Origin of the sequence: Rhodovulum sp. PH10 (assembly GCF_000293785.1) — a bacterium.
GTDB lineage: Bacteria > Pseudomonadota > Alphaproteobacteria > Rhizobiales > Xanthobacteraceae > Rhodoplanes.
The window spans coordinates 62,885-76,601 of the sequence record NZ_AKZI01000068.1 but is presented as its reverse complement, the minus strand read 5'-3'; the positions used below and the strand labels follow the sequence as shown (position 1 = coordinate 76,601).

13 protein-coding genes are annotated in these 13,717 nt (G+C 67.4%); 10 read left to right on the top strand and 3 right to left on the bottom strand.

What is annotated here, in order from left to right:
* Positions 1 to 202: 202 nt before the first annotated feature.
* From A33M_RS12555 to A33M_RS12545, 3 genes are all read right to left on the bottom strand, one after another.
* Positions 203 to 529: a hypothetical protein gene (locus A33M_RS12555; protein ID WP_008387566.1), complete on the bottom strand. Its 327-nt coding sequence runs from the start codon at positions 527 to 529 to the stop codon at positions 203 to 205.
* Positions 530 to 651: 122 nt separating this feature from the next.
* Positions 652 to 1,536, bottom strand: a complete 885-nt coding sequence (locus A33M_RS12550; RefSeq protein ID WP_008387564.1) for a prephenate dehydratase — start codon at positions 1,534 to 1,536, stop codon at positions 652 to 654.
* Positions 1,533 to 2,318 (bottom strand): 3-deoxy-manno-octulosonate cytidylyltransferase, encoded by a 786-nt coding sequence (locus tag A33M_RS12545; protein ID WP_008387562.1) that lies wholly within the window; start codon positions 2,316 to 2,318, stop codon positions 1,533 to 1,535. Before A33M_RS12545 ends, A33M_RS12550 begins: the two co-directional genes overlap by 4 nt.
* 161 nt (positions 2,319 to 2,479) lie before the next feature.
* Between A33M_RS12545 and A33M_RS12540 the strand changes: the two genes are divergently transcribed.
* From A33M_RS12540 to A33M_RS12495, 10 genes are all read left to right on the top strand, one after another.
* A complete protein-coding gene (locus tag A33M_RS12540) occupies positions 2,480 to 3,166 on the top strand; it encodes a c-type cytochrome (protein ID WP_008387560.1) in 687 nt (228 codons plus the stop codon).
* A 252-nt stretch (positions 3,167 to 3,418) separates the two neighbouring features.
* Complete coding sequence (locus A33M_RS12535; protein WP_008387557.1) at positions 3,419 to 5,323, top strand: extracellular solute-binding protein; 1,905 nt, start codon at positions 3,419 to 3,421, stop codon at positions 5,321 to 5,323.
* 128 nt (positions 5,324 to 5,451) lie between these two features.
* Positions 5,452 to 7,380: an extracellular solute-binding protein gene (locus A33M_RS12530; protein WP_008387555.1), complete on the top strand. Its 1,929-nt coding sequence runs from the start codon at positions 5,452 to 5,454 to the stop codon at positions 7,378 to 7,380.
* Between the two features lie 154 nt (positions 7,381 to 7,534).
* Positions 7,535 to 8,647: a microcin C ABC transporter permease YejB gene (locus A33M_RS12525; RefSeq protein ID WP_008387552.1), complete on the top strand. Its 1,113-nt coding sequence runs from the start codon at positions 7,535 to 7,537 to the stop codon at positions 8,645 to 8,647.
* Between the two features lie 148 nt (positions 8,648 to 8,795).
* A complete protein-coding gene (locus A33M_RS12520) occupies positions 8,796 to 9,893 on the top strand; it encodes an ABC transporter permease (protein ID WP_443213082.1) in 1,098 nt (365 codons plus the stop codon).
* Positions 9,894 to 9,939: 46 nt separating this feature from the next.
* Complete coding sequence (locus A33M_RS12515) at positions 9,940 to 10,179, top strand: hypothetical protein (RefSeq protein ID WP_008387548.1); 240 nt, start codon at positions 9,940 to 9,942, stop codon at positions 10,177 to 10,179.
* Entirely contained in the window at positions 10,172 to 10,639 is a 468-nt protein-coding gene (locus A33M_RS12510; RefSeq protein ID WP_040620392.1) for a type II toxin-antitoxin system VapC family toxin, read from the top strand. The genes A33M_RS12515 and A33M_RS12510 overlap by 8 nt, the downstream gene beginning before the upstream one ends.
* The gene (locus A33M_RS12505; protein ID WP_008387546.1) at positions 10,636 to 12,261 is read left to right on the top strand and encodes an ABC transporter ATP-binding protein; all 1,626 of its coding nucleotides are present in this window, start codon (positions 10,636 to 10,638) and stop codon (positions 12,259 to 12,261) included. Before A33M_RS12510 ends, A33M_RS12505 begins: the two co-directional genes overlap by 4 nt.
* Before the next feature lie 113 nt (positions 12,262 to 12,374).
* Positions 12,375 to 13,010, top strand: a complete 636-nt coding sequence (locus A33M_RS12500; protein WP_008387545.1) for an NUDIX domain-containing protein — start codon at positions 12,375 to 12,377, stop codon at positions 13,008 to 13,010.
* Complete coding sequence (locus tag A33M_RS12495) at positions 13,010 to 13,717, top strand: DsbA family protein (protein ID WP_008387544.1); 708 nt, start codon at positions 13,010 to 13,012, stop codon at positions 13,715 to 13,717. Before A33M_RS12500 ends, A33M_RS12495 begins: the two co-directional genes overlap by 1 nt.

Below are 13,717 nucleotides of genomic sequence, written 5' to 3'. Positions count from 1 at the left end.
TCCTTCGAGACGGCCGCTTCGCGGCCCCTCAGGATGAGGTCATAGTTTCGCGCCGCTGGTATGAGGCCGGGGGGATTTGCCCCTGACCCGGCGAGCTTCGCTCGCCGACCTCTCCCCGCGAGCGGGGAGAGGTGAAGAAAGAGGGCGGGGAGAGGTGAAGACAGAGTGGCCCGCGACGCTTCGGCACCTTCGATGTCGGCGCCTAAGCCTTCCCCGTCAGCTCCTCGAACACCTCGATCTCGACCGAGCCGCCGAGCGCGGTGCGCCAGGCCTGGATGAAACTCTGGATGCGGAAGTCGGAGGCGATGCGCTGGCGGCTCAGCTCGAACGCCTCCGGCGTCTCGTACTCGATCTCCTGGATGAAGCGGGCCGGATCGTCGACGTTCTGCAGGAGCCGCACGCGGGTGCCGCCGAGCAGCCCGTAGAACGGCGCGGTCGCCTGCACGACCGACAGCACGTGCGCCGGATCGGTCGAGGGCAGCGTGACCTTCAGATGCAGAATGCGCTTGACCCGCTCGACGCCCGCCATCGCCGTCGCTCCCCTGGTCCGGCCGTGCCGGCGCGCGCCGCGCCGCAGACGCGATCCTCAAGGGCGCGCGGCGCCGGGTCAAGCCCGGCGGCGGGGGCAGCTGCCGGTCGCGGGGCGGCCGTTCAGATCGCCACCTTCGGCTTGATGCGCTTCTTCACCGTGGCGCGGAACGGGTGGGCCGGATAAACGCCGAGGATCTTCAGCGAATCGGGCTGGGTGAAGAACTCCAGCTCCTCCAGCGCGAGCGCCAGCCCGCGCTCCTTCGGGTGGCCCTCGACGTCGGCGTAGAACTTGGTGGCGGCAAAGGTGCCCTCGAGCATGTAGCTCTCGAGCTTCGTCATGTTGACGCCGTTGGTGGCGAAGCCGCCGAGCGCCTTGTAGAGCGCGGCCGGGATGTTGCGCACCTGGAAGACGAAGGTGGTGATCACCGGCCCGTTGCCGACCTGGGCGATCTTCGGCTCCTTGGCGAGCACGATGAAGCGGGTGGTGGAGTGCGACTCGTCCTCGATGTTCTCGGCGAGGATTTCGAGGCCGTAGATCTCGGCGGCGAGCCGCGAGGCGATCGCGGCGCGCGAAAAGTCGCCCTCGGCGGCCACCGTGCGGGCGGCGCCCGCGGTGTCGGCGGCGACCCGGGTCTCGACGCCGAGCTTGCGCAGATAGCGGCGGCACTGGCCGAGCGCCATGATGTGGCTCTCGACGCTCTTCAAGCCCTTCAGGGTCGCGCCCTTCGGCGCCATCAGCTGGTTGCGGATCGGCAGGAAGGATTCCGCGACGATCTTCAGCTTGGAGTTCGGCATCAGATGGTGGATGTCGCTGACCCGCCCGGCGACCGAGTTCTCGATCGGGATCATCGCATAGTCGGCCTTGCCGTCGGCCACCGCGGTGAAGGCGTCCTCGAAGGTCGGGCACGGCACCGGCTCGAACTCGGGATAGGTCTCGTGGCAGGCGATGTGGGAGTTCGCCCCCGGCTCGCCCTGGAACACGATCGTCTTTCGCTTGGCCATCATCGTCGTTGCGTGCTCCGGTGGGCAGGGGGCGGGGCAGGAGGCGGGGTGTCGCCGAGCATGCGGCGGGCGGCTTCGAGGTCGTCCGGCGTGTCGACCCCGAGCGGCACCGAGTCGACGATCGCGACGTCGATCCGCATGCCGGCCTCGAGGGCCCGCAGCTGCTCGAGCTTCTCCCGCCGCTCGAGGGGGGAGGGCGGCAGCGCGACGAAGCGCGCCAGCGCCGCCCGGCGATAGGCATAGAGCCCGATATGGTGGTAGTGCGGCCCCTCGCCGAACGGCGCGGTCGCCCGGGTGAAATAGAGCGCGCGCAAGCGGTCCGGCGCGAGCGGCGAGCCGACCACCTTCACCACGTTCGGGTTGTGGCGCTCCTCCTCGACGCGGATTTCGGCGGCGAGCGTGGCGATATCGACCGCAGGATCCGCGAGTGGCGCCAGCGCTGCGGCGACGTCGCCGGGGGCGAGAGTGGGCAGGTCGCCCTGGACGTTGACGACGGTTTCGTAACGCCCCTCGGGATCGACGGTGTTCAGCGCCTCGAAGATGCGGTCGGAGCCCGACGGATGGTCGGCGCGGGTTTTCACCGCGCGGCCGCCGGCGGCGGTCACCGCGTCGACTATTTCCGAGGAGTCGGTCGCCACCACCACCGGCCCGATGTCCGCCTCTCGGGCGCGCAAGAGAACGTGGACGATCATCGGCCGTCCGCCGATGTCGGCGAGCGGCTTGTTCGGCAGGCGGGTTGCGGCCAGCCGGGCCGGGATCAGGACGAGCGTGTCTGAGGGTGCCATCGGACGCGTTTGCGCAGGATCGTACCGGCGGAAGGAAACCGCGGTGCGCATCCAAGGCTTATACGTGTTGCCAGGGCGAAGGCAAACCCGGTATGTCTCGTTCGACTTTCGTACGGCTTACCCCCGCCGACGATGCCCTTGTGCCTCGGAGCCCGTGCGCGATGGATTCCTTCGAACTCAACAAGATTGCCGGCGCCGTGCTGTTCAGCGGCGTATGCCTGGTCGCCCTGAACATCGGCGCGGGCGCCTTGTTCGCCCCCGAGATGCCGAAAAAGCCCGGTTACGAGATCGCCGTCGAGCCCGACGTGGTCGCCGGCCCGACCGCCAAGAAGGACGAGCCGGCCGAGCCGCCGCTGCCGGTGCTGCTGGCGAGCGCGAGCGTCGAGAAGGGCCAGGCGGCGGCGCGCAAGTGCCAGGCCTGCCACGTGTTCGAGAAGGGCGGGCCGAACAAGGTCGGCCCCGACCTGTGGGGCGTGGTGGGGCGGCCGGTGGCCTCGCACGAGGGCTTCAATTATTCCGACGCGCTGAAGGCCAAGGGCGGCACCTGGACGCTCGAGGAGATCGACAAGTTCATCACCAGTCCGAAGGGCTACGTGCCGGGCACGGCGATGGCGTTCGCCGGCGTGTCGCGCGCGACCGAGCGGGCCGACATTTTGGCCTATCTCAACAGCCTGTCCGACAACCCGGCGCCGCTGCCGACCGCGAGCGGCGCCGCCGAGGGCGCCGCGGGCTCACAGGACGGCGCTTCGGCCGCCGGCGGAGCGCCGGCCCCGGCCGACGGCGCACCGGCCGAGGCGGCGCCGGCCGAGGCCGCGCAGACCGAAGGCGCATCCGCGACGCCGCAGTGACGGCGGCAAGGCGTCGGTGGCGGGCGACGGCGGCGGCGGGCGCCGAATTGCGGTGCCGGCCGAAGATGTGCGGCGTATCGTTTCGATCGGGGTGCGCACGCCGCGACGGGTGACGGCGGCACGGCGCTTTCGCGCGCCGGCACGCGAGGTTGCGGAGATTTAAGGTCGCGACGACGCGCCCGGGTGGCATCGCACCCCAAAAGCGACATATTCCGTCAGAACGGTCGGCCGAGCCCCCGAAGGAGAAATTCGTTGCTGTTCACCCGCCGCGACCTGCTCCGCACCACCGTGATCGCCGCCGCCACGCCGGCGCTCGTGCCGCTCGCCGGCCCGACCCTCGCGCACGCCCAGAGCGGCGCCTCGCCGGCCGCCGAAGGGCTCGCCTGGCGCCACGGCATGTCGCTGTTCGGCGATCTCAAATATCCGGCGTGGTTCAAGTATTTCGATTATGTCGAGCCGAGCGCGCCGAAGGGCGGGGCGGTGCGGCTCGGCGTGTTCGGCACCTTCGACAATCTCAACTCGGTGGTGGCCGGCGTGAAGGGGGCGATCTCCGCCGGGCTCGACCTGATCTACGACACGCTGATGTCGCCGGCGCTCGACGAGGTGTCGACCGAGTACGGGCTGCTCGCGGAGGCGGCGAGCTACCCGCCGGATTTCGCCAGCGTGACCTACCGCCTGCGGCCCAACGCCAAGTGGCACGACGGCATGCCGGTGACGCCGGAGGACGTGATCTTCTCGTTCGAGGCGTTCAAGGCCAACAGCCCGATGCTCGCCGCCTATTACCGCCACGTCGTCAAGGCGGAGAAGTCCGGCAAACGCGACGTCACCTTCACCTTCGACGCGCCCGGCAATCGCGAGCTGCCGCAGATCGTCGGCCAGATCGCGGTGCTGCCGAAGCATTGGTGGGAAGGCACCGACGCCGCCGGCAACAAGCGCGACATCGCCGCCACCACGCTCGAGCCGCCGCTCGGCGGCGGCGCCTACAAGATCGAGGAGGTGGTGCCCGGCCGCTCGATCGTCTTCCGCCGCGTCGAGGATTATTGGGGCCGCAACCTGCCGGTCAATATCGGCCAGAACAATTTCGACACGCTGCGCTTCGAGTATTTTCGCGATTCCACCGTCGCGCTCGAGGCGTTCAAGGCCGACCAGACCGACTTCCGCACCGAGAGCAGCGCCAAGAACTGGGCGACCGCCTACGACTTCCCCGCGGTCGCCGAGAAGCGCGTGGTGAAGGAGGAGTTCCCGATCCGCAACATGGGCGTGATGCAGGCCTTCGTGCTCAACATCCGCCGTGAGAAGTTCGTCGATCCGCGGGTGCGCCGCGCGTTCAACTGCGCGTTCGACTTCGAGGAGATGAACAAGCAGATCTTCTACGGCCAGTACAAGCGCATCGCGAGCTATTTCGAGGGCACCGAGCTGGCCTCGTCCGGGCTGCCGGAGGGGCAGGAGCTCGAGATCCTGCAGACGGTGAAGGACAAGGTGCCCGCCAAGGTGTTCACCGTGCCCTACACCAACCCGGTCAGTGGCTCGCGCGAGGCGGTGCGCGCCAATCTGCTCGAGGGCCGGCGGCTGCTGCGCGAGGCGGGCTTCGAGGTGCGCGACCAGCGCCTCGTCAACGCCAAGACCGGCGAGCCCTTCACCGTCGAGTTTCTCGCCTCCGACCCGGCCTTCGAGCGCGTCTTCCTGTTCTACAAGCCGTCGCTCGAGCGGCTCGGCATCTCCGTCTCGGTGCGTACCGTCGACGATGCGCAGTACGAGAACCGGCTGCGCCAGTGGGACTACGACGTCATCACCGGCAGCTGGGGCGAGTCGCTGTCGCCCGGCAACGAGCAGCGCGGCTATTGGGGCTCGGCGGCGGCCGACCAGCCGGGCTCGCGCAACCTGATCGGCATCAAGGACGCCGCGATCGACGCGCTGATCGAGCGGGTGATCTACGCCACCAGCCGGGCCGAGCTGGTCGCCGCGACGCGGGCGCTCGACCGCGTGCTGCTCGCCCACGACTTCGTGGTGCCGCAATGGACCTACGGCAAGCAGCGCACCGCCCGCTGGGACCGCTTCGGCCGGCCGAAGACGATGCCCGAATACGGCGCCGCCGCCTTCCCGACCATCTGGTGGTGGGACGCGGAAAAGGCGCTCAAGACCGGCGGTCGCACGTGATGCGATCGTTTTCGGGCCGGCTGCCGCCTTCATCTCTCCTCGCGTGCGGGGAGAGGTCGGATGTCGCGCCGGCAGCGCGACATCCGGGTGAGGGGGCGTCGCGGCGCGAGCCGAAGCCTCCGCTCGACGTGACGCTCTCCTCGCAGGCGGGGAGAGCGAGCAGCCCCAGCCGGCGGGACGTCCTCGTCCTGTCCGCGGCCGCGCTGGCGGCGGGCGTTTCCGGCAGTTTCGGCGCGCGCACCGCTTCCGCCGCTGCGGCGGAGAACGCCGCCGCGACACAGGAGTGGACCGAGACGCACGGCATCTCGGCGTTCGGCGATCTCAAATATCCGGAAAACTTCGCGCATCTCGACTACGTGAACCAGGCCGCGCCGAAGGGCGGCGTGTTCTCTCAGATCGGCTCGACGCGCATCTTCAATCAGAACTTTCTCACCTTCAACTCGCTCAACAGCTTCATCCTGCGCGGCGACGCCGCGCTCGGCATGGAGGTGACCTTCGCGACGCTGATGGCGCGCGCCGCCGACGAGCCCGACGCGATGTACGGCCTGCTCGCGCGCGCGGTGAAAATATCGCCCGACGGGCTCGCCTACACCTTCCTGCTGCGGCCCGAGGCGCGCTTCCACGACGGCACGCCGATCACCGCGCACGACGTCGCCTTCTCGCTGACGACGCTGAAGGAGAAGGGCCACCCGATCATCGCCCAGCTCACCCGCGACATGATCTCCGCCACCGCGGACGACGACGCGAGCGTGACGGTGCGCTTCGCAAAGGGTCGCGCCCGCGACGTGCCGCTGTTCGTCGCCGGCCTGCCGGTTTTTTCGCGCGCCTATTATGAAAAGCACCCGTTCGAGGAGAGCACGCTCGACGTGCCGCTCGGCTCCGGATCCTACCGGGTCGGCCGCTTCGAGGCGGGCCGCTTCATCGAGTACGACCGCGTGAAGGATTGGTGGGGCGCCGATCTGCCGATCTCGGTCGGCCAGTCGAATTTCGACACGCTGCGTTACGAGTTTTATCGCGACCGCGACGTCGCCTTCGAGGGCTTCACCGCCAAGAGCTATCTCTTCCGTGAGGAGTTCACCTCGCGGGTGTGGGCGACCCGCTACGACTTTCCCGCCGTCGTCGACGGCCGGGTGAAGCGCGACGTGATTCCGGACGATACGCCCTCCGGCGCCCAGGGCTGGTTCATCAACACGCGTCGAGCGGTCTTTCAGAACCCGAAGCTGCGCGAGGCGCTGATCGTCGCCTTCGACTTCGAATGGGCCAACAAGCAGCTGATGTACGGCTCTTACGAGCGCACCTGGTCGGTGTTTCAGAACTCCGACATGATGGCGGAGGGAAAGCCGCAGGGCGCCGAGCTCGCGCTTCTCGAAAAATTCCGCGGAAAAGTCTCCGACGAGGTGTTCGGCGAGCCGTTCGTGCCGCCGGTGTCGGACGGCTCCGGCCAGGACAGAAAGCTCCTGCGCCGCGCCTCGCGCCTGCTCGACGAGGCGGGCTTCGCGGTGAAGGACGGGCGGCGCGTCTCGCCCGACGGCACGCCGGTCGCGCTCGAGTTCCTGCTCGACGAGCCGACCTTCAAGCCGCATCACATGCTTTATATCAAGAACCTCGAGACGCTCGGCATCGCCGCCACGTTGCGCATGGTCGACCCGGTGCAGTACCGCGCGCGCGTCGACGGCTTCGACTTCGACGTCACGGTGCAGCGCTTCTCCTTCTCGACCACGCCCGGCGATTCCCTGCGCACCTACTTCTCCTCGCGGGCGGCGGAGATCAGGGGCTCGCAGAACCTCGCCGGCATCGCCGACCCGGTGGTCGACGCGCTGATCGAGACGGTGATCGGTGCGAACAGCCGCGCCGATCTGGTGGTCGCCGCGCGCGCGCTCGACCGGGTGATCCGCGCCGGGCGGTACTGGGTGCCGCACTGGTACAAGGCGACCCACTGGCTCGCCTACTGGGACGAGTTCGGCCGGCCGGAGCAGAAGCCGCGCTTCTCGCGCGGGGCGCCCGAGACCTGGTGGTCGCGCGACGCCCAGGCTGCAGGACGGGACGGAAAGAGATAGACTTCGCCGGCGTCCGCGCCTCGTCCGTCGCGATGCCCGCCGTACGGGCTCGTCGGACCGACGGCCGGACTCTTCGACTCGATCCTCGTCCTGAGGAGCGCCCGAAGGGCGCGTCTCGAAGGGCGAGGCCACGGAACACGAAGCAGCGTCGCCCATGAGCGCCTATATTCTCCGACGCCTCCTGTTCATGATCCCGACGCTGTTCGGCATCATGCTGGTCTCGTTCGTGGTCGTGCAGTTCGCGCCCGGCGGGCCGGTCGAGCGGGTGATCGCACAGATCTCCGGATCCGACACCGGCGCCACCTCGCGCATCTCCGGCTCGTCCGGCGGCGACTTCGGTCCGCGCGGCCAGATGGGCGGCTCGCAGATCGACGCCACCACCTCGAAATATCGCGGTGCGCAGGGGCTCGATCCGGCCTTCATCGAGAAGCTCGAGAAGCAGTTCGGCTTCGACAAGCCGGCCTACGAGCGCTTCTTCATCATGCTGAAGAACTACGCCACCTTCGACTTCGGCGAGAGCTATTTTCGCGACGTCCGGGTGATCGACCTCATCAAGGAGAAGTTGCCGGTCTCGATGTCGCTCGGCGTCTGGATGATGCTGCTCACCTATCTGATCTCGATCCCGCTCGGCATCCGCAAGGCGGTGTCGGACGGCTCGCATTTCGACGTGTGGACGTCGGGCGTGATCATCATCGGCTACGCGATTCCCGGCTTCCTGTTCGCGATCCTCTTGATCATTTTGTTCGCCGGCGGCTCGTTCTTCGACTGGTTCCCGCTGCGCGGGCTCACCTCCGACAACTGGGCGGCGCTGTCGTGGTGGCAGAAGATCCTCGACTATTTCTGGCACCTCGTGCTGCCGATCGTGTCGATGGGGCTCGGCGCCTTCGCCACCATGACGCTGCTCACCAAGAACTCGTTCTTGGACGAGATCCGCAAGCAGTACGTGCTGACCGCGCGTGCGAAAGGCTGCACCGAGCGGCAGGTGCTCTACGGCCACGTGTTTCGCAACGCGATGCTGCTGATCATCGCCGGCTTTCCGGGTGCGTTCGTCTCCGCCTTCTTCTCCGGCTCGCTGTTGATCGAGACCATCTTCTCGCTCGACGGGCTGGGCTTGCTCGGCTTCGAGAGCGTGCTCAATCGTGACTATCCGGTGGTGTTCGCGACCCTCTACATCTTCTCGCTGGTGGGCCTGATCGTGAATCTCCTCTCCGACCTGACCTACACCTGGGTCGATCCGCGGATCGACTTCGAGACGCGGGAGGTGTGACGTGGACGCGAGCACATCCGAGCGCACGGGCGACGCCCGCAATCCGGACGCCCGCAATCCCGAGGCGCGTCCGCCGGACGAGCGGATGCCGGAGACGACCGCCGTGTCGCCGGGCGGCGGCCTCGCGGTGCCCCCCGAGGGGCGCCGAATAAAACTCTCGCCGATCACCCGCCGGCGCTGGCAGAACTTCAAGGCGAACCGCCGCGGCTTCGTCGCCCTGTGGATCTTTTTGGTGCTGTTCACGGTGTCGCTGTTCGCCGAGTTCATCGCCAACGACCGGCCGTTCTTCGTCAGCTACGAGGGCCACTGGTATTTTCCGGTGGTGGTCGACTATCCCGAGACGACGTTCGGCGGCGACTTCGAGACCCGCGCCGATTTCCGCGATCCTTACGTCCGCGATCTGATCGAGGAGAAGGGCGGCACCATGCTGTGGCCGCCGATCCGCTACTCCTACAACACCCACAATCTCGATCTGCCGACGCCGGCACCCTCGCCGCCGACCTGGATGCTGACCGAGGCGCAGTGCGCGCCGGTGGTCGAGCGCAAGGGTTTGTCCGGCTGCCGCGACCTCGAATACAACTGGCTCGGCACCGACGATCAGGGCCGCGACGTGGTCGCGCGCCTGTTGTACGGCTTCCGCATCTCGGTGCTGTTCGGCCTCGCACTCACCATCGTGTCGTCGGCGATCGGCGTCGCGGCGGGCGCGGTGCAGGGCTATTTCGGCGGCTGGACCGACCTTTTGTTCCAGCGCTTCATCGAGATCTGGACCTCGATCCCCTCGCTCTATCTGCTCCTGATCATCTCCTCGGTGCTGGTGCCGGGTTTCTTCGTGCTGCTCGGCATTCTCCTGCTGTTCTCCTGGGTGTCGCTGGTCGGTCTGGTGCGCGCGGAGTTTTTGCGCGGGCGCAACTTCGAGTATGTCCAGGCGGCGCGCGCGCTCGGCGTCTCCAATGTGCTGATCATGTTCCGGCACCTTCTGCCGAACGCGATGGTGGCGACGCTCACGTTCCTGCCGTTCATCCTGTCGTCCTCGGTGATGACGCTGACGGCGCTCGACTTCCTCGGCTTCGGCCTGCCGCCCGGCTCGCCCTCGCTCGGCGAGATGCTGAGCCAGGGCAAGGCCAACATCCAGGCGCCGTGGCTCGGGCTCGCCGGCTTCTTCACCGTCGCCATCATGCTGTCGCTCTTGATCTTCATCGGCGAGGCGGTGCGCGACGCCTTCGACCCGCGCAAGTCGTTCGGGTGAGATGCACGAAACGGTGGTAGAGTGGCGGCAGCGCGAGGAGGCCGGCATGAACAAGATCGTGCGGGAGAATTATCCGGTGTCGAAGCTGCCGGAGGATTTGCGGGAGGGTCTCGATCCGTCCGGCACGGTGAGAATCGAGGTCACCGACGAGGAGCGCGCTCCGGAGCGACCGCCGGAGCGGCGGCCGACGCTCGACGAGATCTGGGCGCGGCGTCGTCCGCCCTTCCGGACCAAGGAAGACATCGACGCTCAGATCCGGGCCGATCGAGACGCGTGGGATGACTGACCTCAAGATCCGACCGGTGGTTTATCTCGACGCCAATCCGTTCATCTATTTCGTCGAGGGAGCGGAGGACATCGCTGCGCCGGTCCGGTCACTGTTTGCGCTGCTCGAGACGAGGCCCAATCTCGGTGTGACCAGTGAGCTCACGCTGGCCGAGGTCCTGCCCAAGGCGCAGACGGCCGACAAAGCGACGTACTTCGACCTGATTCTTTGGAAGCGACTGCTGCAGTTGATCCCCGTCTCCCGATCGGTTCTGGTGGCATCGGCGGAGTATCGGCGAGAACGCTCCATGCAAGGGGGCGGAATGCCGAAGCTTCCGGATGCCGTCCACGTCGTCAGCGCGATCCGCGCCGGCTGTCGCGTGTTCGTCTCCAATGACGAGCGGCTCGAGCTTCCGGTGACGATCCGCAAGGTCAGGCCGCGGCCGGACGATATTCATGCTCTTCTGAAGGATCTCGCATGACCTCTCTCCTCTCCGTGCGCGACCTGTCGGTCGCCTTTCGTCAGGGCGAGCGCGAGATTCTCGCGGTCGACAAGGTGTCGTTCGAGATCGAGCAGGGCGAGACGCTGGCGCTGGTCGGCGAGTCGGGCTCCGGGAAATCGGTGACGGCGCTGTCGATCATGAAGCTGTTGCCCTATCCTTCGGCGCGGCATCCCTCCGGCACCGTGCATTTCAAGGGGCAGGAGCTGATCGGCCTGTCCGAGAACGCGATGCGCAAGGTGCGCGGCGACGACGTCTCGATCATCTTTCAGGAGCCGATGACCTCGCTCAATCCGCTGCACACGATCGAGAAGCAGATCGCCGAGATTCTGCTGCTCCATCGCGGCATGAGCGGCGAGCCGGCGCGCGCGCGCATCGTCGAGTTGCTCGAGCAGGTCGGCATTCCCGACCCGCAGGGGCGACTCGGCAGCTATCCTCATCAGCTGTCGGGTGGCCAGCGCCAACGCGTGATGATCGCCATGGCGCTCGCCAACGAGCCGGATCTCCTGATCGCCGACGAGCCGACCACCGCGCTCGACGTCACCGTGCAGGCGCAGATCCTCGCGCTCCTGAAGGACATCCAGAAACGCCTCGGCATGTCGATGCTGTTCATCACCCACGACCTCGGCATCGTGAGAAAGATCGCCGACCGCGTGTGCGTGATGAAGCAGGGCGAGATCGTCGAGCGCGGCGCGACCGAACGCGTTTTTGCCGCGCCCGAGCATCCCTATACGAAGGATCTGCTCGCTGCCGAGCCGAAGCCCGATCCGGCGCCGCTCGCACCCGACGCGCCGATCGTGGTCGAGGCCAAGGATCTGAAAGTCTGGTTCCCGATCAAGCGCGGCTTTCTCAGAAAGGTCGTCGGGCACATCAAGGCGGTCGACGGCGTCGACGTCGCGGTGCGCAAGGGCGAGACGCTCGGGGTGGTCGGCGAGTCGGGCTCGGGCAAGACGACGCTCGGCCTCGCGCTGCTGCGGCTCATCTCGTCCGACGGGCCGATCGTGTTTCTCGGCCACCCGCTGCAAGGGCTGAAGTTCAAGGAGATGCGGCCGTTCCGCCGCGACATGCAGATCGTCTTTCAGGATCCGTTCGGCTCGCTGAGCCCGCGCCTCTCGATCGCCGACATCATCGAGGAAGGCCTTTGGGTGCATCATCCGAAAATGCAGGCGGCGGAGCGCGAGCAGCGGGTGATCCGCGCGCTCACCGATGTCGGGCTCGATCCCGAGTCGCGCTTTCGCTATCCGCACGAATATTCCGGCGGGCAGCGCCAACGTATCGCGGTCGCTCGCGCGCTGGTGCTCGAGCCGACCTTCATCGTGCTGGACGAGCCGACCAGCGCGCTCGACATGCTGATCCAGTCGCAGATCGTCGATCTGCTGCGCGACCTGCAGAAGCGCCGCAATCTCACCTACATGTTCATCTCGCACGATCTGCGGGTGGTCGCCGCGCTGGCGAGCCGGCTGATCGTGATGCGGCACGGCAAGGTGGTGGAGGAGGGGCCGGCGGCCGAGGTGTTCGAGGCGCCGAAGAGCGACTACACCAAAGCCCTGTTTGCCGCCGCCTTCAATCTCGACACCGCGCCGACCGATGTGGTGGCGCAGTGATTCTTTTTCGTCTCCATCGCCTGCTCCAGTCGCGCCGGCTCTTTCCAGTGTGTGTGCATGCACCCGGCACGGATCGGTGCGTGGCTGATACGTGATCACGTCGTGAGAGTCCCATGAACAAGCCCGTCTCTCCATCCTCCCTGGTCGTCGACCAGCCGGCGGAGGTCGTCATCGAAGGTCCCGAGCTGGTCGGCGACGGCTTTCGGCGGCTGGAGCGCTTTTCCGTCACGCTCGACTATGACGGCACGCCGACGACGATGTCCCGCGACATCCTGCGGATCGGCCGCACGGTCGGAATCGTCGCGATCGATCTGTCACGTGACGAGATCGTGCTGATCCGGCAGTTCCGGTTGCCCGCGCATTTCCTCACCGGCCGCGGCGACAACATGGAGATTCCGGCAGGCTATATCGACGGCGACGAGCCGCCGCTCGAGGCCGCCCGGCGCGAATGCATCGAGGAGATCGGCGTCGCGCCGAAGGCGATCCGCGAGGTGTTCTCGTTCCTGCCGGCGCCCGGCATGCTGGAGGAGCAGGCGACGATCTTCGTCGCCTCGGTCGATGCGAGCGCGGTGCCGGAGACGGCGGGTGCGGCGAGCGAGATCGAGCACACCCGGCCGCTGCGCGTGTCCATCGACGAGGCGTTGGCGGCGCTCGGCACCGGCCAAATCCTCAACGGCTATCTGATCATCTCGCTGCAATGGCTGGCGCTCAATCGTGCGCGTCTTCCGGAACTGCTCGGAGACTCCTGATGTCGTACCGTTCCCGGCGGCTCGCCGCGCGGCTCGCTGCGTGCCTGGTGGGGCTCGCCACGGTTTTCGCTTCTCCCTCCGGAAGCTTTGCGCAGGACGGCGGGTGGTATCCTATCACGGGCGAGGACGGCAAGCCGGTCACCAATTATCGCGTGCCGGTCGAGCTCGAGAGCGAGGTCGAGAAGCTGCCGGGCGTGGTGGTGATCGGCAATCCGAAGGGCGACGTGACGCTCGCCGAGTTCTACGATCTCAACTGCCCGTTCTGCCGCAAGGCGGCTGGCGACATCGAGGCGATGCTGAAGGCCGACGACGAGCTGCGGGTGGTGCTGGTGCCGTTCCCGGTGCTCGGCGTGCCGTCGATCCAGGCGGGGCGTGTCGAGCTGGTGCTGGCGATGACCGCGACCGCGGAAAAATTCCGCGCGTTTCACAACAAGATCTATGCCGGGCGTGGCACGGTCGACGGCGCGCGGGCGCTGGCGGTGGCAAAGGATCTCGGCTTCGATCAGACGCGCATCCTGCAGGCGGCGGATGCCGACGAGATCACCCATGCGATGATCTCTCACGTGAAGCTCGGCAATGCGCTCGGCCTGCAGGCGACGCCCGCTTATGTGGTGAAGGGCATCGCCGTGCTCGGCCATCCGGGGCGCAAGGCCCTGGAGGAGATCGTCGCCTCGATCCGCAAATGCGACAAGCCGCATTGCGGCTGA